24 protein-coding genes, 1 tRNA gene and 1 riboswitch are annotated in these 24,306 nt (G+C 70.0%); of the genes, 16 read left to right on the forward strand and 9 right to left on the reverse strand.

Going from position 1 to position 24,306, the window contains the following annotated elements:
* The first annotated feature begins 13 nt into the window (after positions 1 to 13).
* Positions 14 to 3,415 carry a pyruvate carboxylase gene (locus tag ACYU7G_RS10885; RefSeq protein ID WP_461107694.1) on the forward strand — a complete coding sequence of 1,134 codons (3,402 nt, stop codon included), beginning with the start codon at positions 14 to 16 and terminating at the stop codon, positions 3,413 to 3,415.
* Here the strand turns inward: ACYU7G_RS10885 and ACYU7G_RS10890 are convergent.
* A complete protein-coding gene (locus ACYU7G_RS10890; protein ID WP_461107696.1) occupies positions 3,399 to 4,037 on the reverse strand; it encodes a hypothetical protein in 639 nt (212 codons plus the stop codon). The genes ACYU7G_RS10885 and ACYU7G_RS10890 overlap by 17 nt on opposite strands.
* A gap of 152 nt (positions 4,038 to 4,189) precedes the next feature.
* On the opposite strand from ACYU7G_RS10890, the gene ACYU7G_RS10895 reads away from it, so the two are divergent.
* Positions 4,190 to 5,176 (forward strand): hypothetical protein, encoded by a 987-nt coding sequence (locus ACYU7G_RS10895; RefSeq protein ID WP_461107698.1) that lies wholly within the window; start codon positions 4,190 to 4,192, stop codon positions 5,174 to 5,176.
* A gap of 97 nt (positions 5,177 to 5,273) precedes the next feature.
* Here ACYU7G_RS10895 and serC read toward each other — a convergent pair whose 3' ends face one another.
* Positions 5,274 to 6,425 carry a phosphoserine transaminase gene (gene serC, locus ACYU7G_RS10900; RefSeq protein WP_461109573.1) on the reverse strand — a complete coding sequence of 384 codons (1,152 nt, stop codon included), beginning with the start codon at positions 6,423 to 6,425 and terminating at the stop codon, positions 5,274 to 5,276.
* The gene (acuI, locus tag ACYU7G_RS10905) at positions 6,422 to 7,408 is read right to left on the reverse strand and encodes an acrylyl-CoA reductase (NADPH) (protein ID WP_461107700.1); all 987 of its coding nucleotides are present in this window, start codon (positions 7,406 to 7,408) and stop codon (positions 6,422 to 6,424) included. The genes serC and acuI overlap by 4 nt, the downstream gene beginning before the upstream one ends.
* A 145-nt stretch (positions 7,409 to 7,553) precedes the next feature.
* A riboswitch (TPP riboswitch) is annotated at positions 7,554 to 7,662 on the forward strand.
* 51 nt (positions 7,663 to 7,713) lie between these two features.
* Between acuI and ACYU7G_RS10910 the strand changes: the two genes are divergently transcribed.
* From ACYU7G_RS10910 to ACYU7G_RS10940, 7 genes are all read left to right on the forward strand, one after another.
* Positions 7,714 to 8,343 (forward strand): YkoF family thiamine/hydroxymethylpyrimidine-binding protein, encoded by a 630-nt coding sequence (locus ACYU7G_RS10910; protein WP_461107702.1) that lies wholly within the window; start codon positions 7,714 to 7,716, stop codon positions 8,341 to 8,343.
* Positions 8,330 to 8,947 carry an ECF transporter S component gene (locus ACYU7G_RS10915; protein WP_461107704.1) on the forward strand — a complete coding sequence of 206 codons (618 nt, stop codon included), beginning with the start codon at positions 8,330 to 8,332 and terminating at the stop codon, positions 8,945 to 8,947. The genes ACYU7G_RS10910 and ACYU7G_RS10915 overlap by 14 nt, the downstream gene beginning before the upstream one ends.
* Entirely contained in the window at positions 8,937 to 10,565 is a 1,629-nt protein-coding gene (locus tag ACYU7G_RS10920; protein ID WP_461107706.1) for an ABC transporter ATP-binding protein, read from the forward strand. The genes ACYU7G_RS10915 and ACYU7G_RS10920 overlap by 11 nt, the downstream gene beginning before the upstream one ends.
* Complete coding sequence (locus tag ACYU7G_RS10925; RefSeq protein ID WP_461107708.1) at positions 10,562 to 11,287, forward strand: energy-coupling factor transporter transmembrane component T family protein; 726 nt, start codon at positions 10,562 to 10,564, stop codon at positions 11,285 to 11,287. Before ACYU7G_RS10920 ends, ACYU7G_RS10925 begins: the two co-directional genes overlap by 4 nt.
* A gap of 54 nt (positions 11,288 to 11,341) precedes the next feature.
* Complete coding sequence (locus ACYU7G_RS10930) at positions 11,342 to 11,827, forward strand: RNA polymerase sigma factor (protein ID WP_461107710.1); 486 nt, start codon at positions 11,342 to 11,344, stop codon at positions 11,825 to 11,827.
* The gene (locus tag ACYU7G_RS10935) at positions 11,824 to 12,918 is read left to right on the forward strand and encodes a hypothetical protein (RefSeq protein ID WP_461107712.1); all 1,095 of its coding nucleotides are present in this window, start codon (positions 11,824 to 11,826) and stop codon (positions 12,916 to 12,918) included. The genes ACYU7G_RS10930 and ACYU7G_RS10935 overlap by 4 nt, the downstream gene beginning before the upstream one ends.
* Before the next feature lie 66 nt (positions 12,919 to 12,984).
* Entirely contained in the window at positions 12,985 to 14,121 is a 1,137-nt protein-coding gene (locus tag ACYU7G_RS10940) for an N-acetylglucosamine-6-phosphate deacetylase (RefSeq protein ID WP_461107714.1), read from the forward strand.
* Here ACYU7G_RS10940 and ACYU7G_RS10945 read toward each other — a convergent pair.
* On the reverse strand, positions 14,090 to 15,535 hold the full coding sequence (locus ACYU7G_RS10945; RefSeq protein ID WP_461107716.1) for a 13E12 repeat family protein: 1,446 nt from the start codon (positions 15,533 to 15,535) through the stop codon (positions 14,090 to 14,092). The two genes, ACYU7G_RS10940 and ACYU7G_RS10945, sit on opposite strands and share 32 nt — an antisense overlap.
* 118 nt (positions 15,536 to 15,653) lie before the next feature.
* On the opposite strand from ACYU7G_RS10945, the gene ACYU7G_RS10950 reads away from it, so the two are divergent.
* The 3 genes from ACYU7G_RS10950 (at position 15,654) to trxA (ending at position 17,534) form a co-directional block, all read left to right on the forward strand.
* Complete coding sequence (locus ACYU7G_RS10950) at positions 15,654 to 16,352, forward strand: metal-dependent transcriptional regulator (protein ID WP_461107718.1); 699 nt, start codon at positions 15,654 to 15,656, stop codon at positions 16,350 to 16,352.
* Entirely contained in the window at positions 16,349 to 17,101 is a 753-nt protein-coding gene (locus ACYU7G_RS10955) for a class I SAM-dependent methyltransferase (RefSeq protein WP_461107720.1), read from the forward strand. Before ACYU7G_RS10950 ends, ACYU7G_RS10955 begins: the two co-directional genes overlap by 4 nt.
* Positions 17,102 to 17,177: 76 nt before the next feature.
* Positions 17,178 to 17,534: a thioredoxin gene (gene trxA, locus ACYU7G_RS10960; protein ID WP_461107722.1), complete on the forward strand. Its 357-nt coding sequence runs from the start codon at positions 17,178 to 17,180 to the stop codon at positions 17,532 to 17,534.
* Between the two features lie 70 nt (positions 17,535 to 17,604).
* On the opposite strand, the gene ACYU7G_RS10965 is transcribed toward trxA, so the two are convergent.
* Entirely contained in the window at positions 17,605 to 18,921 is a 1,317-nt protein-coding gene (locus ACYU7G_RS10965) for a DUF7168 domain-containing protein (protein WP_461107724.1), read from the reverse strand.
* Positions 18,922 to 19,025: 104 nt separating this feature from the next.
* On the opposite strand from ACYU7G_RS10965, the gene ACYU7G_RS10970 reads away from it, so the two are divergent.
* Complete coding sequence (locus tag ACYU7G_RS10970; protein ID WP_461107726.1) at positions 19,026 to 19,862, forward strand: hypothetical protein; 837 nt, start codon at positions 19,026 to 19,028, stop codon at positions 19,860 to 19,862.
* A gap of 5 nt (positions 19,863 to 19,867) precedes the next feature.
* On the opposite strand, the gene ACYU7G_RS10975 is transcribed toward ACYU7G_RS10970, so the two are convergent.
* The 4 genes from ACYU7G_RS10975 to ACYU7G_RS10990 all read right to left on the reverse strand — a co-directional run bounded on the left by ACYU7G_RS10975 (position 19,868) and on the right by ACYU7G_RS10990 (position 22,445).
* Positions 19,868 to 19,943 (reverse strand) — tRNA-Arg (locus ACYU7G_RS10975).
* A 49-nt stretch (positions 19,944 to 19,992) separates the two neighbouring features.
* Complete coding sequence (locus ACYU7G_RS10980; protein ID WP_461107728.1) at positions 19,993 to 20,268, reverse strand: DUF7218 family protein; 276 nt, start codon at positions 20,266 to 20,268, stop codon at positions 19,993 to 19,995.
* 52 nt (positions 20,269 to 20,320) lie between these two features.
* Complete coding sequence (fumC, locus tag ACYU7G_RS10985) at positions 20,321 to 21,730, reverse strand: class II fumarate hydratase (RefSeq protein WP_461107730.1); 1,410 nt, start codon at positions 21,728 to 21,730, stop codon at positions 20,321 to 20,323.
* Positions 21,731 to 21,779: 49 nt separating this feature from the next.
* A complete protein-coding gene (locus ACYU7G_RS10990) occupies positions 21,780 to 22,445 on the reverse strand; it encodes a helix-turn-helix transcriptional regulator (protein ID WP_461107732.1) in 666 nt (221 codons plus the stop codon).
* 49 nt (positions 22,446 to 22,494) lie between these two features.
* On the opposite strand from ACYU7G_RS10990, the gene ACYU7G_RS10995 reads away from it, so the two are divergent.
* From ACYU7G_RS10995 to ACYU7G_RS11005, 3 genes are read left to right on the forward strand one after another with little or no spacing between them, the layout of a single operon-like run.
* Positions 22,495 to 22,779 carry a DUF2249 domain-containing protein gene (locus tag ACYU7G_RS10995; RefSeq protein WP_461107734.1) on the forward strand — a complete coding sequence of 95 codons (285 nt, stop codon included), beginning with the start codon at positions 22,495 to 22,497 and terminating at the stop codon, positions 22,777 to 22,779.
* A gap of 47 nt (positions 22,780 to 22,826) precedes the next feature.
* Positions 22,827 to 23,243: a hemerythrin domain-containing protein gene (locus ACYU7G_RS11000; RefSeq protein ID WP_461107736.1), complete on the forward strand. Its 417-nt coding sequence runs from the start codon at positions 22,827 to 22,829 to the stop codon at positions 23,241 to 23,243.
* Positions 23,203 to 24,306 carry a hypothetical protein gene (locus ACYU7G_RS11005; RefSeq protein WP_461107738.1) on the forward strand — a complete coding sequence of 368 codons (1,104 nt, stop codon included), beginning with the start codon at positions 23,203 to 23,205 and terminating at the stop codon, positions 24,304 to 24,306. The genes ACYU7G_RS11000 and ACYU7G_RS11005 overlap by 41 nt, the downstream gene beginning before the upstream one ends.

A 24,306-nucleotide genomic window follows, 5' to 3' on the forward strand; every position in this document is an offset into this window, starting at 1 on the left:
TAGGCTGACGCGCATGTTCTCGAAAGTTCTAGTGGCCAACCGCGGCGAAATCGCCGTCCGTGGATTCCGTGCAGCCGTTGAACTCGGCCTCTCAACGGTGGCGGTGTTCCCCTACGAGGACAGGAACGCCGACCACAGGGTCAAGGCCAACGAGTCCTACCTGATCGGGCAGGAGGGCCACCCGGTCCGGGCCTACCTGGACATCGACGAGATCATCCGCGTCGCCAAGGAGTCCGGCAGCGACGCCATCTACCCGGGCTACGGCTTCCTCTCTGAGAACCCCGAGCTCGCCGCCGCGTGCGAGCGCGAGGGCATCACCTTCGTCGGCCCGTCCGCCGAGGTGCTGGAGATGGCCGGCAACAAGGTCCGTGCCCTGGAGGCCGCCCGGAGGGCCGGCGTCCCCACGCTGAAGTCCACCCCGCCCTCCACCGACGTCGAGGAGCTCAAGAAGGGCGCCGCCGAGATCGGCTTCCCGGTGTTCATCAAGGCCGTGGCCGGTGGCGGTGGCCGGGGCATGCGGCGCGTCGACGACGCGGCGAAGTTCGCCGACGAGCTCGGCGCCGCGATGCGCGAGGCCGAGTCCGCCTTCGGTGACCCCACCGTGTTCGTCGAGCAGGCCGTCTCGGGCCCCCGCCACATCGAGGTCCAGATCCTTGCGGACCGCGACGGCAACGTCGTGCACCTGTTCGAGCGGGACTGCTCCATCCAGCGTCGCCACCAGAAGGTGATCGAGCTCGCGCCCGCCCCCAACATCAGCGACGAACTGCGCGCCGCCCTCACCTCCGACGCGGTCAAGTTCGCGAAGTCCATCAACTACTTCTGCGCCGGCACCGTTGAGTTCCTCGTGGAGACCGAGGGCGAGCGGGCCGGTGAGCACGTGTTCATCGAGATGAACCCGCGCATCCAGGTGGAGCACACGGTGACCGAGGAGATCACCGACGTGGACCTCGTGCAGGCCCAGATGCGGCTCGCCGGGGGAGAGAGCCTGGCCGAGATCGGCATCGTGCAGGACGAACTCGAGATCCGAGGCGTCGCCATGCAGTGCCGCATCACCACCGAGGACCCGCAGAACGCCTTCCGCCCGGACACCGGGTTCATCCAGGCCTACCGCTCCGCCTCCGGCGCCGGCGTCCGCCTCGACGGCGGCACCACCGGCACCGGCGTGGAGATCAGCCCGCACTTCGACTCGCTGCTGGTCAAGCTCACCACCCGCGGCCGCGACCTCCCGATGGCCGTGTCCCGCGCCAAGCGCGCGCTGGCCGAGTTCCGGGTGCGCGGTGTCGCCACCAACATCCCGTTCCTGCGCGCGGTGCTCGAGGACCCGGACTTCGTCGAGTACAACGTCACCACGTCCTTCATCGACCAGCGGCCGTGGCTGGTCTCGGCCCGCACCCCGGCCGACCGTGGCACCAAGCTGCTGCGCTACCTGGGTGAGATGACCGTCAACAAGCCGCACGGCGAGGCCCCCACCAAGCTGGAGCCCTCGGTCAAGCTGCCCGACGTGGACCTGTCCACCCCCGTGCCCGACGGCGCCCGCCAGCAGCTGCTCAAGCTCGGCCCCGAGGGATTCGCACGCCAGCTCCGGGAGACCAAGGCCGTCGGCATCACCGACACCACTTTCCGCGACGCCCACCAGTCGCTGCTGGCCACCCGGGTGCGCACCCGTGACCTCGTCGCCGTAGCACCCCACCAGGCACGGATGCTGCCCAACCTGTTCTCCGTGGAGTGCTGGGGCGGGGCCACCTACGACGTGGCGCTGCGCTTCCTCGGCGAGGACCCGTGGGAGCGGCTCGCGAAGCTGCGCGAGGCCATGCCGAACCAGAACCTGCAGATGCTGCTGCGCGGCCGCAACACCGTCGGCTACACCCCGTACCCGACGGAGGTCACCCGCGGCTTCGTGGCCGAGGCGGCCGAGGTGGGCATCGACATCTTCCGCATCTTCGACGCCCTCAACGACGTCGACCAGATGCGCCCCGCCATCGACGCGGTTCGCGAGACCAACGCCGTGGCGGAGGTGGCGCTCTGCTACACCTCCAACCTGCTGGACCCCAAGGAGAGCGTCTACACCCTCGACTACTACCTGCGCCTGGCGGAGGAGATCGTGGAATCCGGCGCGCACGTCCTGGGCCTGAAGGACATGGCCGGGCTGCTGCGCCCGAGGGCGGCCGCCAAGCTGGTGAGCGCTTTGCGCGAGCGCTTCGACCTGCCCATCCACCTCCACACCCACGACACCACGGGCGGCCAGATCGCCACCCTCGTCGCGGCCGTGGAGGCGGGCGTCGACGCGGTCGACGTCGCCAACTCGGCGATGAGTTCCACCACGTCGCAGCCGCCGATGTCCGCGCTGATCATGGCGCTCGAGGGCACCGACCAGCAGCCCGACGTGGACCCGGCTGCGGTGCTCGCGCTCGAGCCCTACTGGGAGGCGGTCCGCAAGGTCTACCAGCCGTTCGAGTCCGGGCTGCCCGCACCCACCGGCCGCGTCTACGAGCACGAGATCCCCGGCGGCCAGCTGTCCAACCTGCGCCAGCAGGCGATCGCGCTGGGCCTGGGTGACAAGTTCGAGCAGATCGAGGAGATGTACGCCGCGGCGGACAAGATCCTCGGCCGCCCCGTGAAGGTGACGCCGTCGTCCAAGGTGGTGGGTGACCTCGCGCTGCACATGGTGGCCGTCGGCGCGGACCCGGAGGAGTTCGCCGCGGACCCGCAGAAGTTCGACCTGCCGGACTCCGTCGTCGGCTTCCTCGAGGGTGAGCTGGGCGCCCCGGCCGGTGGCTGGCCGGAGCCGTTCCGCACCAAGGCCGTCGGTGGCCGCCGACGCAAGGTGCGCGAGAACGAGGTGTCCAAGGAGGACCTGGCCATCCTCGCCGAGCCCGGCCGCGAGCGGCAGGAGACCCTGAACCGGCTCCTGTTCCCCGGCCCCACGAAGGAGTTCCAGCAGAAGCGCGACGACTTCGGCGACATCTCCGTCATCCCCACGGTGCCCTACCTCTACGGCATGGACAGCAGCTCCGAGTACGTCGTGCAGCTGGAGAAGGGCGTCCAGCTCCTGTTCGGGCTCGAGGCCATCGGTGAGCCGGACAAGCGCGCCAAGCGCACCGTGATGACGCTGATGAACGGCCAGCTGCGGCCGGTTCGGGTGCGGGACTACTCCCTGGAGTCCGAGGTGGCGGCCGCGGAGAAGGCCGACCCGGGCAACAAGGGCCACGTCGCCGCACCGTTCGCCGGTGCCGTCACGGTCACCGTCGAGCAGGGCGCCGAGGTGAAGGCGGGCGAGCCCGTCGCCACCATCGAAGCCATGAAGATGGAGGCCGCCATCAACGCCCCCGTCGACGGTGTGGTCTCGCGGGTCGTGCTGCCCAGCACCACTCAGCTCGACGGCGGCGACCTCGTCGTGGTCATCGACCCGGCGTAGTCTCCTCGGGCGGGACCTCGACCACCACGACGTCGAGGTCCGGTCCGGACGCCACCACCGCCAGCAGGTCGGCCACGGGTTCCGTCCTGGCCAGCGCGGCGGTGAACTCGTCGTCGGCGCTCTGCCGCAGGGCGGTCAGCGCGTCGAGCGTTGCGACCGCGGTGACGTGCTTGGCGTAGCCGACCGTCTGGCCCGGCAGCGGCCGCAGGATGGTGCCGAGCTGGCGTGCGGCCAGGTTGCGCAGCGAGTTGTCGCTGTGGAGGCCGGCGCGGGCCAGGTCGAACTCGAGCGTGTCCAGTTCGTCCACCACCATCACCCCGTGCGCGGCGCTGAGGTCCTCGAGCCAGGCCAGCAGCAGCAGCCAACCCTGGCGGGTGCGGTCCGGCGGGAGGTGCCCGCCGGCGAGCAGCGCCTCGACGTCGGAGGCGATCGGTTGCGACGCGTCCACCTCCAGTTCCCGGTCCCTGCGGAACAGCCCCAGGATGCCCTTCGGCTTCGGGCGTTCGGGTGGGGCGAAATGGTTGGCGGCCACCTTGCGGAGGCGCTCGGCGAGGGCTTGATCGGCGCCGAAGATGTCACGCACGGCGTCGATGCTGATTGCGAACAGGCGCAGCGTGTGCATGGGGCCACATTATCCGCGCGGGTAGGCTCGGGACTGTGAATCCGAGAACCCGACGCCTGATCGTCTCCGGCGTGCTGTTGGCGCTGGTGCTTGTGGTGCTCGTGTGGGGAGTGCTGCTGCAACCCGCGTGAGGCAGTATTCTTGCCGACAACATGTTGACGCTCCGCCGATTCGCCGCTGCCCTCTCGCTCGGTCTGCTGGTCACCGCCGTCCCGGCCCTGGCCCAGGCGGACGACATCGACCTCGGCGCCACCACCGAGGTGGTGGGGCTCGCCTGGGACGATGCCTCGGAGACCCTCTTCGTCAGTGCCGCCGCCGCGCCGGATGCCGTGCAGCTGCTCAGCGCCGACGGCACCGCGACGGGAGAGGTCACCTTCACCGGTGACCCCGAGTCCGTGCAGGGCCTCGCGCACGACGACGGCCAGCTCTACATCGCAGACATCGGTGACCCGGCTGCGGACCGCGAGTTCGTGACCGTGTTCGCCGTCAACCCCGAGGACGGCCAGCAGAGCTATCGGGCCTGGGACTTCGCGTACCCCGACGGCGCGCAGGACGCCACCGCCTTCCTCATCTCCGGACGGGGCCGTTTCTACTTCATCACCACCGGTGCCGACGCAGGCATCTACGGGGCGGACCTGGACCCGTCCCGCGAGCGCGTGAACACCCTGTTCCGGGCCGCGGACGCGCCCGAGGGCGTCACCGACGCCACCTTCCTCGCCGACGGCGAGACCATGCTGGTGCGCACCGCCACCGGCGTCGAGGTGATCAACGCGTTCAGCTGGGAGGTGGAGGCCTCGGTCACCTACGAGGGTGCGCCCGAGGGTGAGTCCATCACCCAGTTCGGCGAGGGTCGGATGCTGGTGGGTGCCGGGGGAGTCCTCCGCGACGAGGCGCTGCCCGAGGGCCACACCACAGCCACGCCCGCTCCGCCGTCGCCCAGCCCCGAGGTGAGTGAGACCACCGATCCCGGCGCGGATCCCACCGCGGCGCCCTCCGCCACCGGCACCGCCGAGGCACCCGCGGACCCCGGCGACACCGGCTCCGACGGCGTCTCCCGCGGCGGCACGCTGATCGCGCTGGCGGGCGCCCTCGTCGTGGCCTTGGCCGCCGGCGCGATCGTGTTCTTCAGCCGAGACTGACCCTTCGAGGCGGTGACTGCGTCCCCGTACCTCAGGGAAACTTGGTGCCAGTTGCCCTGGGGTGCGAGCGGCAGCGAGCCTCGAAGGGCGTGACGCGCTACTTGCCCAGCTCTCCCACCACGAAGTCGATGCACTGCGTGAGTGCACGGACGTCGTCGGGCTCCACGGAGGCGTAGCAGGCGATCCGGAGCTGGTTGCGGTTCAGTGCCCGGTAGGGGTCGACGTCGACGACGCCGTGGGCGCGGAGCACCGTGGAGAGTTCCTTGGCGTCGACGCTGTCGGCGAAGTCGATGGTGGCCACGACGGGGGAGCGGTGATCCGGGTCGGCGACGAAGGGGGTGGTGAACTCGCGGTCCTCGGCCCACTCGTACAGGATCCCCGAGGAGGTGCGGCAGCGCTCGGCGACGGCGCTGATGCCGCCCCGGCCGAGCATCCAGTTGATCTGGTCCTCCATCAGCAACAGCGTGGCCACGGCGGGGGTGTTGAGGGTCTGGTGCAGCCGGGAGTTCTTCACGGCGGTGAGGAAGTCCAGGCTGGTGGGGACCCAACGACCGGTGGCCGCGATGCGCTCGGCCTGCTCGATGGCGGCCGGTGAGGCGAACGCGAACCACAGGCCGCCGTCGGAGCTGAAGTTCTTCTGCGGTGCGAAGTAGTAGGCGTCGGTCTGCGAGATGTCGGCCTCCATGCCGCCGGCGGCGGAGGTGGCGTCCACGAGCACCAGGCCGTCGCCGATGCGGGTCACGGGCGCGACGGCGCCGGTGGAGGTCTCGTTCTGCGCCCAAGCGTGGACGTCGGCGTCGGTGGCCTCCGGGACCGCGGCGGAGCCGGGCTGGGCCTCGAAGATGCTGGGCTCGTCGAGGAACGGCGCTGCCGCGCTGGCCTTCGCGAACTTCTTGGAGAACTCCCCGAACACGCCGTGCGCGGACCGCTTCTCCACCAGCGAGCTGACCGCCAGGTCCCAGAACAGGGTGGAGCCGCCGTTGCCGAGCACCACCTCGTAGCCCTCGGGGATGGAGTACAGCTCGGCGAGGCCGTGCTGGACGGCGGCCACCAGGTCACGCACGGGCGCCTGCCTGTGGGAGGTGCCCATCACGTCGCCACGCATGGCGAGGTAGTCCAGGGCCTCGGGGCGGACCTTCGCGGGTCCGGATCCGAAGCGACCGTCGGCGGGCAGCAACTCTTCGGGAATGGTGATCACGCGCCCGATTCTCTCACGCCCCGGCGGCGCCCCGGGACACACGTCCGTCAGGCCCGGACGTCCACCACCGTGCGGCCGCGGACCCTGCCGTCGAGCAGTTGCTGGGCAGTGGCCGGCACTTCCGCGAGGCCGATGGTGCTGGCGGTGCGGGCGAGCCTGGCCGGGGCGAGGTCGCGGGCCAGCCGCTGCCATGCCGTCCGGCGGAGTTCCTGCGGCGCCTCCACCGAGTCGATTCCCGCGAGCGTCACGCCACGCAGGATGAACGGCAGCACGGTGGTGGGCAGGTCGTTGCCCTGCGCCAGGCCGCACGCGGCCACCACCCCGGCGCGGTCCGTCGCGGCCAGCACGTTGGCGAGGGTGTGGCTGCCGACGGTGTCGACGGCGCCCGCCCACCTGGGCCGGGCGAACGGCTTGCCCGGTTCGGACAGGGTGGCGCGGTCGATGACCTCGGCAGCGCCCAGTCCGGTCAGGTAGTCGGACTCCTCGGGACGTCCGGTGGACGCGAGCACCCGGTACCCGAGCCCGGCCAGGACGGCGATCGCGATGGACCCGACACCACCGCCCGCGCCGGTGACCAGGACGCCACCCGAGTCCGGGGTGAGGCCGCCGTGCTCGAGCGCCAGGACGCACAGCATGGCGGTGTAGCCGGCCGTGCCGATGGCCATGGCGTCGAACGTGCTGAACTCCTGCGGGAGCGGGACCAGCCAGTCGCCCGGCACCCTAGCCCGCTCTGAGAGGCCACCGTGGTGGGTCTGGCTGAGCCCCCAGCCGTTCGCCACCACCTTGTCCCCGGGACGGAAGCGCTCGTCGTCGGATTCGGCCACGGTGCCCGCGAAGTCGATGCCCGGGACCAGCGGGTGTTGCCGCATGATCTTCCCCGCGCCCGTCACCGCGAGCGCGTCCTTGTAGTTCAGCGTGGAGTACTCGACATCGACGGTGACGTCACCGGGCATCAGGTCGGCGTCGGTGAGTTCCACCAGTTCCGTGGTGGTCCGGCCGGCATTCTCGTTCGTCAGCAGCGCGTGGAAGGTCATGTGGTCAGCCTAGGTGTGACAGGGGCTCGTGACACGCTTGGGGGCCTGTATAGCTGTGCAGCCCGACCGGCGAGTCGCGAGCGCTGGTCACAACCTTGTCCTGGGGCGTGGACAAGGAACTTCCTACTGGTCACGCCTGCTAGCGTGGGCAACGCACGGGAGTCCAGTGAGCTGGGCTGAGAGGGAGTACTCCAACTCCGACCGTAGAACCTGATCTGGATCATGCCAGCGCAGGGAGCGACCAGCCTCATCTGCTGGATCTCGGGCAACCCCGCCCTCCGTGCGAAGTCCACGGAAAGGGCAAAATGCCAAACGAGTTCACAGCAGACCCGCTGCGCTTCGGAGTGGGGGCCAGGGTCAGTGTCGCCGTGATGAGCGATGACTACGCCGACGTCATCCTGACCGCACTGCGCGACGTCGACCCACGCGGCCTTCGGATCAGCACCGGAGACGTCAGCACCTGGGCGGGTGGCCCGGAGGAGGACCTGCTGGCGTGGCTCACGGACCTGTCCGCGGCCATCGCAGCCACCGGGCACCACGCGGCCATCACGGTCCTGCTCAGCCGCGGCTGCCCGGGAGAGGTGGTCTGCGAACTGCCGGGCGGTGCCGGACCACGTGCGGTCGAGACATCATCGGGCCGCGAAGTCGGGGCCTGGGCTGCGGCCGAGTGGGCCCTCTACCCACTGGCCGACGACGTCCGCGCGGGAGTGGAACCGGACCACATGCGAGACATCGAGGCGGCCATCGAACTCGCCCGCGATCAGGGCACGTTCCGGGGCTCGGAGCACTTCGTCACCCGACTGGAGGGTGACTTGGGCACCATCCTGGGCACCGTCGTCGCAGGTTGGACGATGGTGGGGCGCAGCGTCCAGCACGTCGTCGCGCACCTCAGCATCTCCGTCAACAGCCCGAGCCACGCCGATGCTGCGGCGTGACGAGGGGCGCGCAGCCCTGCCCCTGCGCGACATCGTGCTCATGGTGGTCCTCGGCGTCACCTTCGGGTTCCTGTACTGGGTGCTGGTGCAGGCGTGGAACGCCCTCGCCGTGGCCATGGGCCCCGCCGGCGACGTTGCCCAGCACGTCCTGTTCGGGGGTTGGCTGTTGGTGGCACCGTTGGCGATTGCCATCATCCGCCGACCGGGCGTCGGCATCGTCGCGGAGATCCTCGCATCCGTTGTGGAGTTCGTGTTCCTGGGATCGCCGGCCGGCCCGACGCTGCTGATCGCGGCCGCCCTGCAGGGGTTCGGCAGCGAACTGGCGTTCGCGATCGGCCGGTACCGCCGCTTCGGCTGGGGTACCTACGCCCTGTCCGGGCTGCTCGGCGCCTCCATCGTCTTCTTCTACAGTGCCTTCCGCTCCGGCTGGTACGGGCAGAACATCTTCTGGCTGCGGTTCGGGATGCAGGCCGCCTCCGGCGTCATCCTGGGTGGCCTGCTCGCGAAGGTGCTCGTCGATGCCCTCAAGGCCACGGGCGTGTTGGCCAACTTCCGGATCGCCCGCGACGACGCTCCGGCCGAGGTGGTGCGCCGTGAGCGCTGACCCGCTCGTGGAACTGCACCAGGTGGAGGTGGTGTTCCCCTCCGGTCTCGGCGTGGGGCCCGCCACCTTCACCGTCACGGCGGGCGAGGAGGTGCTGGTGCTCGGCCCGTCGGGGTCCGGCAAGTCCACGCTGCTGCGCACCCTCCACGGCGCGGTCCCCGGCGCGATCAACGCGTCCGTCACGGGCTCGGTTGTCGTGGTGGGGCGGCCCGTGGCGGAGGTGGGCGTGGCGGGTCTGGCCGACGTCGTCGGCGTGGTGGGGCAGGACCCGTCCTCGGGGGTGTGCCTCACCGACGTCGACGACGAGCTCGCCTTCCCGCTGGAGAACCTGTGCGAGGAGCCGTCCCGGATCCCCGGGCTGGTGGCCGACGCGCTCGCCACCGCCGGGGCGGGCCACCTCGCCGGGCGTCGGACCGCGGAGCTCTCCGGCGGGGAACTGCAGCGGATCGCGATCGCCGCCGCCACCGTCGCCCGCCCCCGGCTGTTGCTGCTCGACGAGCCCACGTCCATGCTGGACGCCGCCGGGATCGACGGGGTGCGTGCCGCCGTCGCAGAGGTCCGGCGCCGGACCGGGGCCGCCGTCGTGCTGGTGGAGCACCGGATGGACGAGTACGCGGGCGAGGCCGGTCTGGCCGGACTGCCCGCGCGGTGGATCGTCGTCGACCGCGCCGGGCGGATCCGTTTCGACGGCGAGGCCGCCACCCTCGACGATCACACCGTCGCCGAACTGTTGACCGCCGGCTGCTGGCTCCCCGCGGAGCTGGAGGAGCGCATCGTGCCTCCCGAGACTGCCCGAGCCAGTTGCCCTGAGGTGCGAGCGGCAGCGAGCCTCGAAGGGCCTCCCACACCTCTGCTCGCACGGGGCCTCGCCGTGGCGGCGGGCGGCCGCCGGGGCGGGGAGGCGGTGCTGCGCGACGTGGACCTGGAGATCGCGCCCGGCGAGGTGGTGGCCCTGCTGGGGGCCAACGGGCAGGGCAAGTCCTCGCTCCTGACCTGTCTGGCCGGTCTCCACCCACCGCTCGCGGGAATGGTCCGGGGGCCGCAGGTGGGGCTGGTGTTCCAGAACCCGGCCGACCAGTTCCAGGCCCACACGGTCCGCGACGAGGTGGGCTTCGGCCTCGCCGCGGGCAGCGAGGAGCGGGTGCAGGACCTGTTGGTGCGCTTCGACCTGGCCGACCTGGCCGAGCACAACCCGCACCAACTCTCCGGTGGCCAGATGCGGCGGCTCAGCCTCGCGGCGATGCTGGCCCACCGACGCCCGTTCCTGCTGGCCGACGAGCCCGGCTTCGGGCTGGACCGGCACGCCACGGTCGCGGTCATGCACGCACTGCGAGAGGTGGCCGACGACGGCGGGGGAGTGCTGTTCTCCAGCCACGACCTCCGCTCCGTGGCAGCGACGGCGGACCGCGTCGTCGTCGTGGCAGGCGGCACCGTGGTGGCTCAGACCACTCCGCGCGAACTGCTCACGGACCCCGACCTGCTGCATCGCGCCGCGCTCAGGCCGACCACCCGGCTGGTGGAAGTCGCACGCGCCTGCGCGGACGACGCCGAGCTGCGGGCACTACTGCAGGCCGTGGACCGTCGGGTCGGCGCACTGGGCAGGGAGGTGGCGGCATGAGCCCTCTCCCCGCGACGACGGGTTGGCTGCACCGCCGCAACCCGACGGTGAAGCTGGTGCTGGTGTTCGTGGTCTCGTTCGCGAACCTGTTCCTGTTCGACCTGCGCGTGCTCGGACTCCTCTACGCAGCTGCCGTTGCCGGGATCCTGGCCTGCCGTGCGGTGTCCGTGCGGACGCTGCTGCTGGGGCACGTCCCGTTCCTGTTGTTCGGGATCGGGCTGGTGGCGGTGAACTGGATGAGCCGTCCGGAGAACGGACTGGTCATCGGCCTGGCGCTGGCGCTTCGTGGGCTGGTGATCGGCGTACTGAGCATCGCGTTCATCGCCACCACACCGCCCCGCGACCTGATGGTGAGCCTCGTCCAGCACGCCCACCTGGGCCCACGTCTCGCCTATCCGCTGTTGGCCGGCCACCGGATGCTGCAGACCATGCCCGCCCGATGGGGCACCATCCGCGCGGCGCAGTCGGTGCGGGCGCCGCGCAACGGGAAGGGTCGCGCCCGGTTCGGGCCCAGGGAGTTCTCCCAAGCAGCGTTCGCACTGCTGGTGGGCTCCATCCGGGCCTCGGAGCAGATCGCGCTGGCGCTCGAGTCCCGAGGACTCCGCGCCGGTCCGCGGACCATCCACCGACCGGTTCCCCTCACCGCGGCGGACTGGGCCCTCGCCGTCTTCGTTCCCTGCGTCTTCGCCGCGCTGGTGGCCCTGCCGGGCCTGCTCGCCTGATTGGATGTGGTCACCGCTGCAACGAAACCGGTACAGGCCGCGTTGAGGAGGGGCATGAGCGGAAGCACGGCGTTCGACGACTGGGTCTCGGCCTCGCAGTCCCGCCTGCTCCGGTACGCCTACCTGCTGTGCGCGGATCGCGAGGAGGCCCGCGACGTGGTGCAGGACGTCTACAGCCGCATGTTCACCAAATTCGACCGGCTCCATCGCGACGGCGGGGTCGACGCCTACGCAACCCGGTCGGTCACCAATGAGGTGATCTCCAGACGACGCCGACGCCGGCTGCAGACCGTGTCGCTGGAGAAGGAACCGGCCGCTCCCGCGGCCGTGGAGCGGGTGCCCGACCGCGTCGTCGCCTGGGAGCTGTGCCGGGAACTGCCGATGCCGCAACGCGCGGCAGTGGTGCTCCGGTTCTACGAGGACCTGGACTTCGCCCGGATCGGCGAACTGCTCGGCATGCCGGAGGCAACCGCCCGCTCACACGTCCACCGTGCGCTGACCGCACTCCGGCAGCGCCTCGACGAGGAGGATCACCGATGAGCGATCGAGCTGAACAGGCGTTTCGCGACGCCTTCGAGGAGCAGGCAGACGTCCCGCTCGGCACGGTGGGGCCGCCCAGGCGCCACCGCAGACCAATCCAATGGCTGGCGGCGGCGGCCGTCGTGCTGGTCGGGCTGGGGGTGCCGCTCTGGCTGCTGCTCGACGGCAACGGCGACATTGCGCTCCCCGCGGACACGACGTCACCGCCGGTGGTGGAGGAGACCGAACCGACGCTCAGCGGCCTCCCCGCGCCCCAAGACGGGTGGAAGTGGGTGTCGCGGTATGACGTGGCGGTGCAGGTTCCTGAGGCATGGGCCTACAGCGGCTACGCCTGGGCCAGCTCGGCGTGGTGCATCGACGCCAAGTCCGAGCCGGACGTCCCAGAGGCCCCGTTCGTCAGTTCCCCGCAGGGGGTGGTGGCGGCGATCGACTGTGGGGAGTTCCGCCCGGAGTGGGTCCAGATGCACCTCGATTGGCTACGGTCCGGTGCGGAACCGGGGGCACCACTCACGGAGCAGGTCTCATCCGCGGTTGGCGACACCGAAGTGGTGGTGACACTCACCTCGGACCCGTCCGACGAGGACCGGGTGCTCGCCGAGGAGATCACCGGTTCCGCGGTCACCTTCGAGCGGGATCTAGCCGGATGCACACCCGGATCGCCGATCACCGACATCGATGCCCGGCCCTCGCCGGCGTGGGAGGTCGCGCAAGCGGAAGCAGTGCTGGAGATCGGGCTCTGCCGCTACGAGGAGCGGGCTGGGGGGTCTCTGCTGGTGGGATCGCGACTGCTCGTGGGAGAGCACGCGTCCGCGTTCGCGGCAGCCGCAGCCGCCGCCCCGGAGGGCACCGGGGGAGACCCCGACACTTGCATCGAGGGCTACGGCGCCACCAGTGGCGTGGTGGTGCACGTCCTGGACGCCTCAGGGGTGCATGACCTCTTCCTCAGGGTGGACGGCTGCCGCCTGCTGGGATCCGATGACGGCACCACCCGGCGTCTGCTCACCGAGGACATGTGCATCCCGATCTTCCGGGAGGAAACACCGAACATGGTCACCGGGCAGGGAGTGGACCCGACGCTGTGCTGGCGCTGACTGCTCCCGATCAGTTCCGCTGACCCGGTGTTCCCGCGTCGGGCAGCGGGGTGGTTGGATGGGCGCATGGCTGAACGGATCGAGGTTGGGCGTGCGGTCACGCCCGAGGGCGTCATCGAGAACGCGGTGTTGGTGGTCGAGGACGGCCGCATCGTCGCGGTGGAACAGGCGGCGAGCGTCTCGGGCGAGTTCGCGTCGTTGGTGGCGGTGCCGGGCTTCGTGGACACGCACTGCCACGGCGCCGACGGCGTGAGCTTCGGCAACCCGGATGCCGACGCCAACCGCCGCGCGGTGGCGTACCACCTGCGCAACGGCAGCACCACGGTCTTCGGCTCCACCGTCACAGCCTCCGTCTACGACATCGTCGAGCAGGTGGGCGTGCTGCGTGGCCTCTACGACTCCGGTGAGTTGGGCGGCATCCACCTGGAGGGCCCCTTCCTGGCCCCGGAGAAGAAGGGCGCCCACGACGCGGCCCTCCTGATCGATCCCGACCCCGCCACCGTCGAACGCCTGATCGAGGCCGGGGGGCCGGCGCTGAAGATGGTCACCATGGCCACCGAGCGCAACCACTCCCGCGAGGCCATCGCCCGCTTCAGGGAGGCCGGAGTGAAGGTGGCGTTCGGCCACTCCGACGCGGACGAGGCCAAGACCCGCGACGCCCTGGACTGGGGCGCGGACCTGGTGACGCACCTGTTCAACGCCATGCGTTCCATCCACCACCGCGAGGCCGGCCCCGTGCCCGTCCTGCTCACGGACGAGCGCTGCATGGTGGAGCTAATCTGCGACGGCGTCCACCACGCGCCGGTGATCGCACGCATGGCCATCGACGCCGCCGGCGTGGACCGCGTCGCCATGGTCACGGACGCCATGAGCGCCACCGGTCTGGGCGACGGCCACTACATCCTCGGGGCGCTGCCCGTCGAGGTGAAGTCCGGCACCGCCCGCCTCGTCACCGACGACGGCAGCCAGGGCGCCATCGCCGGCTCCACCCTCACGATGGCCGGCGCGTTCCAGTACCTGGTGCAGCAGGTGGACTGCAGCCTCGAGGAGGCCGCCATCATGTGCGCCACCACCCCCGCCCGCTGGCACGGCCTCGGCGACGTCGGCGAGCTGGCTCCAGGCCGCTTCGCGGACCTGTGCCTCGTCGACGACGGCGGAGCGCTCCACGCGGTCATCCGCCGTGGCCGGCGCGTCCCCGCTTGACCGCACGCCCCGACCTCATCCGGGCCAGCAGTTCCTCGGGGACCCGGGGCAGCCGACCGCGGAGTTCAGCCATGGTCATCGGCTTCTGCTCCCGGGCCAGCCGGCGCCACTTGGCACTCGGTGATTCCACTACTCGACGTGTCCCCTTCCGCGGATGCACCGAGTAGCGGTATCCGAGCGGTGACTCGTAGAGCATCAGCATCGAGTCTGGCTGCTCCACCTTCCACAGCCCGGCGGTCTTGGCGCGGTGCGCCCGGCGGCTGAGTGGAGCAAGATTTCCCAGACGGGTCTGGCCTGGGCCGTTGGCTCGCTTGAAGGCCACGGTGTGGTCCAGGTCCAGCCCGGTGGCCCGGGAGGAGAAGGGGAACAGTTCGTTCGGGGCCGCCAACCCCACGGCCGTTCGCAGGGAGTCCGAGGGCACGTACTGGTCCTCGGCGGGCACGTCGTTCAGGTCGATCACAGGGCGGACGGTGACGTCGATGCCCTTCAAAGCTTCGGCGAGCGTGGCGACGGTGACGTGTCCCGCCTTCTCGACCCTGGCGGCACCCTCCAACTTGCCGAGGGCGTCGACATGGAGATGGACGGCGATTCCGATCCGGGGGCGCAGCTTGTGCAGTGGCGTGGTGATGGTGCCGCACAGGTGGCCGAGGCAGCCGTTCTCGTCCTCGAACAGTTCGGGCTGGGCCTCCCGCTGCAGCATCGCCAGGGCTTGTGCCGGGTTGGCGAGCACCCCGAGCGCCTTCGCGCGGAGGACCTCCAGGGTTTCGTCGGGATGCTGGCTGCGCAGGAGCTCCGCGAACTGCTGCACGGCGGCGTCGAGCTGGTGGGCGTCCAGCACCGCCAGCCGACCGGTGAGGTTCATGGTGCCCTGGAACAGGCCCCAGACGTGCACCCCGAGTTGGGTTCGCTCTTTTCGTTCCCGTTTCGCCGCGGCTTCTGGATCCAGGTTGATGATGAGCTTCGCGAGTTGGTTCATGGCCCCGGTCCAGCCGTGGCGGTGCTGCACCTTCAGCCACTTGCGGGTGACCTCCTCGGCGACCTCGGCGGGGAGGTCATGGCACTTCCGGGCAGCGGCGAGAGCCCGGTCCGGATCCAGCTCGAGATCCATCATGTCTCGGTACATGCCCGGGTGACGGTGGCGAAGGCTCACCGCGTCGGCGATCAGGCCTGCGGCAGCGTTCGTCGAGATTCCCAGGAGCCCTGCAACCTCGAGGCTGACGTACTCGGAGACCTCCGGAGCCCCCGCACCGAGCTTGACCCCGCGGTCCGCCAGGACGGGCATGACGTCGTCGACGGTGACGTCGTAGTTGGTGGCGAGCTCCGCCACGAGCATGATCCGGCGCGCACGTGCGAGCCGGGCCAGGTGGTCTGTCGCCACCAGTTCCTCGGCCAGCAGGTGCGCTGTGGTGTCCATGAATCGATGGTGTCACCCACCTCTGACAATTGGAGTGGGCCCGGTCCGTGGCGCTCTGATTCCCCGGCGCCGCTCCGACGGTTCGGACTAGACTGCCCCCGGAGGTGGTCGAAGAGCCATGAGCGGTGACCTGATCGACACGACGGAGATGTATCTCCGCACTGTCTACGAACTGTTGGAGGAGGGCGTGCCGCCCCTGCGTGCGCGCATCGCAGAGCGCCTGCACCAGTCCGGTCCGACCGTGTCGCAGACCGTTGCGCGGATGGAGCGTGACGGACTGCTGGTGGTCGAGGAGGACCGCCACATCAAGCTCACGCCCACCGGCGCGAAGCTCGCCCGCGACGTGATGCGCAAGCACCGGTTGGCCGAATGCCTGCTCACCGAGGTCATCGGTCTCGAATGGGACAAGGTCCACGAGGAGGCCTGCCGCTGGGAGCACGTCATCTCCCTCGACGTCGAGCGTCGCCTTGTCGAGATCCTCGACTCGCCCACCTTCTCCCCGTACGGGAACCCCATCCCCGGGCTGAAGGAGCTGGGCGTCGACGCGCAACAGGTCCCGTTCCGGCGCGGTGTCATCCCGCTGTCCGAGCACGTCGCCACCCACGGCAACGCGCCCGCACGGCTGGAGCGCATGAGCGAGAACGTCCAGAACAACCCAGACACCATCGAGGGCATCGCAGCCATCGGGCTGCGGCCGGGCGTCGCGTTCACCGCCAAGGACGTCGTCGGAGGCGTAGAACTGACGGTGGGCACACAGACCCTGTTCATCTCCACCCAGACCGCCGAGCAACTGTTCGTCGCGCAGGCGGCCGCATGAGCGAGGCCGCCTCCGGGGTCCGCTGGTACGGTTCACGCCGTCCCGGTGCTTCGGAATGGGTGCTCGAGCACTCTCACGGCGGCGACCATGATCCGTACCGCTGGCTGGCGCGAGCCGTCGCGGACTCAGCCACCAAGGTCCTCGACCTGGCCTGCGGCACGGGAGCCCTCACCAGGCGGCTGGTGAAGTCGGACCGCACAGTGGTGGGGGTGGACCTCTCCGACGCCAACCTCGAAGCAGCGCGGGCGGCCGGCCCCGGGACCTATGTCCGGGCCGACGTCGGCTACCTCCCGTTCGCAGACGACAGCTTCGACGCCGTGGTGACGAGCCTCGGCCTCGGGGTGGTTGCGGACCGTGCGCGGTTCCTGAAGGAGGCGGCCCGCGTGCTGCGACCCGGGGGAGTGTTCGCGGCACTCTCGCCGTCGCTGCGGCCCTTCAACGCCGAGGACCTGCGCATCTCCAGCCAGCTCGCCGGTTACCTGCGCGTCACGCCGCAACTGCCGGGCCTCTCGGAGTTCCGCGCCAAGAAGATGCTGGCCGAGGCCGGACTGAAGAAGGTGGAGGACTCCCGCTCCCGCTACCACTACGAGGTGGCTTCGCGCGAGGACGCCGAGTTCCTGCTGGCGGGGCTGCGCCAGGCCCCAGACCGCTCGCGCTCCTCCGCGGCGCTCGAGTTTCTCGCCGCACGGGCCGAGGCGGAGCCGTTCCGGGTGCCGCTGCCCATGCGGCGCATCGTCGCCCTCAAATAGGGCTGTGGAATTTTTCCGGGCCGGGTAGCGTTGAGGATGACGAACCAAGAGACTTCAACAGAAGGGGGTCGCGCAAGTGTCGACCACTGACCTGACCAAGGATAACTTCGCCTCCACCATCGAGGGCAACGGCGTCGTCCTCATCGACTTCTGGGCCGACTGGTGCGGCCCTTGTCAGCGCTTCTCGCCGATCTACGACGAGGCATCCGAGCGTCACGAGGACGTCGTCTTCGCCAAGCTCGACACCGAGGCCAACCAGGAGATCGCAGCCGCGCTGGAGATCCAGTCCATCCCCACTCTGATGGGCTTCCGTGACGGCGCGCTCGTGTTCCGCCAGTCCGGACTCCTCAACGGCAAGCAGCTGGACAGCCTCGTCGAGCAGATCAAGGAACTCGACATGGACAAGCTGAAGGAGGAGGCCGCGCAGGGCTGAGCCCCGCAGCTTCCACCGCACCACATCCCGCCCCCGGCCCCGGGGGCGGGATGTTGCCGTTTCCCACGGCTCAACCAGCCGCCAGCTCCTGCGCCGCACCCAGCCGGGCCCGCTCGGCGGCGTCCCAGCCCCGCCACAGCGAGTGGCCGTCGGTCACCTCCCCGGAGCCGCGCCACGTGCCGGAGACCCCGTGGGTGCGCTTCATCTTGTCGAAGTAGTCACTGACCTCCACCTCCTTGGCCACCAAGGCCAGTTCGGTCGACGTCGGGACCGTGGCCCCAGGAGCCTCCTGTCGTGGCTCGGAGGCCCGGGTGGCGTCCTCCCGAGCGACCCGTGCCGCTCGCCGGGCCTGCCGGAGCCGGGCGCCGATCCGGGTGGTCCAGCCCTCGTAGAACGCCACCCGGGCGGTGCGGCCGTGGACGGGCTTGTGTGCCCCGGAGCGGATGTAGGCATCACCGTCGGCGATCATCTGCAGCACCAGCGTGACGTACAGCGTCTTGGCCACCCGGATGTCCGAACCGAAGCCGTACAGGGTTACGACGGTGTTGTCCGTGCGGATGGTGCAGCGCAGGTCATTGGCGCTGGCGACGGCCAGCATCAGGTTCACGAACCGCACGTTCGAAGGCTTGCCGCGGTGCCCCAGCCGGACCGCCTCGAAGGTGGGGGCCAGGGCGGCCTCGCCCGATTCGTGTGCGGCACGGGCCACGGCCAACTCGATGGAGTGCAGCGTGGCCAGTTCCTGTGCCTTGGCGAAGAAGGTGTCCCGCTCGGCCTCGGTGGAGGCGCCCTCCGCGTGCCTCAGCAGCTTGCCCACCTTGGCCAGCATCCCGTCGTCGACGGGGTCCTGCCGGTCCAGCCCCGCTTGCTGGTTGGCGTCGCGGAGCATGGTGGCGATCTCCACCCAACCGATGTCCTTCAGCAACTGGATGAGGGTGGCGCGGAAGCCCTCGCCGTGGTTGTCGATGATGGCGCCCTGCGTGCCGGTGTTGAGGTGGTGGGCCACCTCGTGGAGCACCACGAGCCCGCGCAGCGCCCAGCCGCCGCCCTTCTCCCGCTCGGGCAGGTGGATGAAGCCGTCGCGGTAGCTGGCCTTCTTCCAGCCGCGGTGGCTCACCACCTGCAGGTCCGCCTGCTCCCGCCCGCGGTAGTTGGAGCCGAACCCCTTGGCCTGTTGCCGCAACCGGGTCAGCACCTCGTGCACGAAGTTCGTCACCTCTGCAGGTCTCGAGAACCGCAGTTCCGGCTCCGGCCGGTAGGTGACGTCGCGGGCGTGCAACCCTTCGCGCAGCACCACCCGCACCTCGCCGCTCTCGTGGTCGACTGCGTCGAGCCAGGCCGCCACCATGTCCTCGGCCGCGTATGTCAGCTTCTGCTCCGGATCCTCCATGTCGTGAGGATGCCAGAGCCCACTGACAACTCTGCCCGCGCCGCCCCGCCGATTCGCCACGGCGCCTACGCTTGCAGCATTACCGGGGCACGGAAGGGGCTGGAATGCTGCGCAGGATGCTCGCCGGCCTGTTGGTGGCGGTGGCGGCCGTGCTGGCCCCCGTGGCGGTTGCGGCGGTGTGGACGAAACAGACCGTCACGGACCAGGAGCGCTACTTGGACGTGGTTTCCGAGGTGTCTGCCGTGCCGAGCGTGCAGCAGGAGGTCCGCGGCCGCGTCGTCGAGGCCATCGTGCACCGCATCGATCCGGGCGCGTTGACCGCGGCACTCGTGGACAGGGCAGTCACCCGGGCGGTGGAGAGCGTGTTCAGCCACGAGCGGTTCGGCGAGCTCTGGCTCGGGCTGAACCGGGTGGTGCACGCGCAGGTCACGGGCGTGCTGGCGGGGGAGAGTGCCGAGTTCGAACTGTCCGACGACGGCACGCTCGCGATGCGGATCGGCCCCGTGGTCGAGGCACTCGCAGCGCAGTTGGAGGAGTTTGGGGTGGAGGTGCCACCCGGTCTGGCCACCGACGAGACCGTGGTCCTGGTGCAGAGCCGCGACCTGGTGCTGGCGCAGTCCGCACATGACCTCCTCGTGCTGGCCGCCGCCTGGCTGCCGTTGGTCTGCGTCGTGGGACTCTGCCTCGGGCTGCTGCTCGTCGAGCGACGTGCGCAGGCACTGTTCGTGGCCGGCCTCGTCACCGCCGGAGTGGCCGTGGCCCTGGTACTGGCGCTCCAGAAGTTGCTCGCCACCCTCGACGACGTGGTCGCTCGGGAAGCGGCCTCGACGCTGCTGGCATCACTGTCGCCCTGGATGTGGGCCACAGCGGTGGTGGGCGGGATCGTGGCGGTGGTCGCAGGCGTCGTGGGAGTGGTGATCCGGCAAGCCCGGTCGGCGTGAGCCGTTGGCGACCCCGGCAGGATTCGAACCTGCGACACCCGCTTTAGGAGAGCGGTGCTCTATCCCCTGAGCTACGGGGCCAACTCGAACAGGGTACCGGTCCTTCGCCCGAGGCACGAAGCCGCTCGCCTCAGTGGTTGCGCAGCGCGTCGATCAGCTCGTCCTTGTTCATGCTGGAGCGGCCCTCGATCTCGAGTTCGGCGGCACGGTCCTGCAACTCGTCCACCGTCCAGTCGTCGTAGCTGCCCGACTCGCCACCCTTGCGGCCGACCTCCTCCCGGGAGGTGTTGGCGGCTGCGTTGGCGATGCGCGCCGACTTCTCCTTGCTGTTGCCCTCGTCGCGCAGCTCCTCGTAGAGCTCCTTGTCCTTGACGCTCGGGCCCGGATCCCGCTTCTTCTCGGCCATCTCGACCTCCTGAATCGTTGGGAGCCCCAACCCTACGCCGCGGGAGGTCGAGCTACTGGCCCCGGGGGTGGGTCATGTCCATGGGGACCACCCACTCGTCGAACTGCGCGTCGGTAAGGAAGCCCAGTTCGAGGGCGGCCTCGCGCAGGGAGGTGCCGTCGGCGTGGGCCTTCTTCGCGATCTTGGCGGCCTTGTCGTAGCCGATGTGCGGGTTGAGGGCCGTGACCTGCATCAGGTTCTTGGCCAGGTTCTCCTCGATGCGGGCCGTGTTGGGCTCGATGCCGACGGCGCAGTTGTCGTTGAACGCGGTGCAGGCGTCGCCGATCAGACGGATGCTCTCCAGCACGGCGTGCGCCATGACGGGCTTGTACACGTTGAGCTGGAAGTTGCCCTGGCTGCCGGCGAAGCCGACGGTGGCGTCGTTCCCGAAGACGCGGGTGGCCACCATGGTGAGCGCCTCGCACTGGGTGGGGTTCACCTTGCCGGGCATGATCGAGCTGCCGGGCTCGTTCTCCGGGATGGTGATCTCGCCGATGCCGTTGCGGGGGCCCGATGCCAGCCAGCGCACGTCGTTGGCCACCTTCATCAGCGCCATCGCCAGCACGCGCAGCGAACCGGAGACCGCGACGAGGGCGTCATGGGCGGACAGGGAGGCGAACAGGTTCTCGGCCTGGCGGAACTCGAGCCCGGTCTCCTCGGCGATGAGCTCGGCGGTGCGCGCGCCGAAGCGGGCGTGCGCGTTGAGCCCGGTGCCGACGGCGGTGCCGCCGATGGCGAGATCGGCCAGCCCCTTCTCGGAGTGGCGGACCTGCTCGAGCGCGTAGTCGATCTGGGCCACCCAGCCGGAGACCTCCTGGCCCAACGTGATCGGCGTCGCGTCCTGCAGGTGGGTGCGGCCCACCTTCACGATGCCTGCGAACTGCTCGGCCTTGGCGGCGAGGGTCTCGCGCAGCGCGCCGACCTGCTCGTAGAGGAGTTCGTGCAGGTCCAGTGCGATGGCGATGTGCATCGCGGTGGGGAAGGTGTCATTGCTGGACTGGCCGCGGTTCACGTGGTCGTTGGGGTGGATGGGGGACTTGCTGCCCATCTCGCCGCCCAGGATCTCGATGGCGCGGTTGGAGATGACCTCGTTGGAGTTCATGTTGGACTGGGTGCCGCTGCCGGTCTGGAACACCACCAGCGGGAAGTGGTCGTCGAGCTCGCCGCGGATGACCTCGTCGGCGGCCTGCACGAGCGCGTCGAGCTGGGTCTGGTCCAAGGTCAGTTCGCCGAGCTCCGCATTGGCGCGGGCGGCGGACTTCTTCAGGATGCCCAGGGCGCGGACCATGGAGCGGCCCCACACGAAGGTGTCTCGGCCGATGGGGAAGTTGCCGATGCTGCGCTGGGTCTGCGCGCCCCAGTAACGATCGGAGGCAACCTCGACGGCGCCCATGCTGTCTGTTTCGGAGCGGATCTCAACCATGACCCGATCCTAATGGGAGTGGCCGCCGGGGTGAGTGGCGGGTCCGGCCTCAGGCCGTGACGGCCTCGCAGGCCTCGACGCGGCACCCGGCCTCCTCGGCGAACGGCAGCAGTGTCAGGCCCTCCGCCGCACCGATCCGGCGCAGCACGCCGTCGATCAAGCCGTGGTGCACGTCGCACAGGAAGGCCTGGTCGTCGTGGTCGTTCCCGATCAGTGGGCAGGTCCGCAGCACGAGGGCCTCGCCGTCGGCGGTGCGGACGCGACCCGGGTCGAATCCCAGCATGTCCAGCACGCGGACGACGGCCTCCACCGGGTCGTGCGCATCGCCGGACAGGCCGGCGGCCTGTGAGTCTCCCCACATCCTGCCGATCTCGCGGGCCTCGTCCGGGCCGTGGCCCGTGCGCACGAGGTAGGAGGCGAAGGCGCCGGTGAGGCTGATGCTGCTGGCCTCCGTCGGGTCCAGGGCGGCCCGCCCCTCGTCGGTGAGGGTGTGGCCGCGGGGGCGGCGGCCCGGCCCGGTCCCCGGGATGTCTGCGACGGTGATCAGGCCCCTGTCCGCCAGTGCGCCCAGGTGTGCGCGGGAGGCGTTGGGGTGGCCGCCGAGGTGTTCGGCGAGCTGGTTGATGGTGACGTGTTCGCCCCCGAGGTCCCGAATCGCCTGCAGCACCCTGCGGCGCGGGTTGGAGAGCTTGTTGCGTTCCTGGGACCTGTGCATGGGCCCACCATACACTTTTGTACAACAAACTTGTAGTAATGTTCGCCACGTGACTGAACTGACCATCACCGAAAAGACATCGTCCTGCGGCTGCGGAGGACACGACGAGGCGCTCCCCGAACTGGACGCCCGCGTGATCCCGCACGCCATCCGCCACGCCGCCATCCACGGCGTCGTCGACTCGCTGCGCCCCGGCGCCGCGTTCGTCCTCGTCGCCCCACACGATCCCAAGCCGCTGCTCGCGCAGATTGCCGAGCACCACGGGGATGCCATCGCCGTCAGCTACGTCCAGCAGGGACCCGACGCCTGGAAGTTGAAGCTGGCCCGCGCCTGATGTGCTCCTACTGCGGGTGTGATTCGATCGAGGTGATCGGTCGCTACATGGAAGAGCACGTGGAGATCATCAACTCCTGTGGCCGCCTGAAGTCTGTGGTGGCAACAGGCGATGACACCACGATCAGGACGCACGCGCACGAACTCGCCAACCTCCTCGGACCTCACACGAAGTCCGAGGAGGTGGGCCTGTTCAACATCATGGGGCGCCGCGAGGAGTTCCATGACCACATCCAGGTGCTCTGCGGCGAGCACCGCAGCCTCGATGACCTGCTCGAGGCCATCGTCGCCGGTGACCACTCCCTGATGGACACCCTGGAGCATGAACTGCGAAACCACATCGACAAGGAGGACAACGGGCTGTTCCCTGCCGCTGCCTCCGGACTGGACGGGGACGAGTGGCAGGAGATCGACCGTCGCACCCATGAGCACGACCACGCAACGGGAACGCCCCACACCCACTGACCCCGGTCGGATCGCCCGCGGTTGGCGCACGCTCCTCATCGTCCTGGGCGGATTGTCCATGCTGTCTGGGCTCAACGCGGCCCTGGTGAGGCTCGGCGTCTGGGCACCGGTGGCCTCCGAGCGGGTCGGTGACCTGCACGGGCCCGTCATGGTGCTCGGGTTCATGGGGACGCTGATCTCGCTCGAACGCGCCCAGGCCCTGCGCAACCCGCTGGCCTACCTCGCTCCCGGACTCCTCGGGCTGGGGTCGATCCTGCTGGTGGTCGGAGTGCCGCAGGCCCTCGGCAAACTGCTGCTCTTCGACGGCACCCTCGCCTTCGTGGCCTTGATGCTGGCGCTGTGGCTGCGCGCGCCGCTGGGGTTGGTGGCGGCACAGGTGCTCGGGGCGTTCATGGCCGCGCTCGCGGCGGGGCTGTGGCTGGTGGTGGACATCGCCGCGCTCATCCCGTTGCTGGCGGCCTTCCTCGTCATCACCATCGCCGCCGAGCGGGCAGAACTCGCCCAGTTGACGATGGGCAAACGCGCCATCCCCACCCTGCTGGTGATGGCCTGCGTACTGTCACTGTCCGCGAGCCTGGCCGTCGTCGTCCCGCACGTGGCCGGCCGGGTCTTCGGTGCCGCCTGTCTGCTGACCGCCCTGTGGCTGATCCGCGACGACGTCGGGCGCCGGATGGTGCGCACCGACGGTCTGCGCCGGTTCAATGCGGCCGCCCTGTTGGCCGGGAACTTCTGGCTGGCGGTGGCCGGTATCGTGTGGCTCGTCGTCGGCCAACCCACGGGCCGCGGCGCCTATGACATCACCATCCACGGCGTGTTCCTGGGCTTCGGGCTCTCGATGATCATCGCCCACGCGCCGATCATCTTCCCCACCGTCCTCGGCCGCCCGCTGCCGTACCGGCCGGTCATGTGGGTGCCGCTCGCGGTGCTGCACGGCGGCATGGTGGTCCGCGCGCTCGGTGACCTGACCGGAATCGACGCACTGTTCAAGACTGGAGGCATAGTGACCGTCAGTTCACTGCTGCTGTTCGCCGCGAGCGTGGTGTTCTCGGTGGTGAAGGCATGA

The organism is Tessaracoccus terricola (assembly GCF_054776555.1).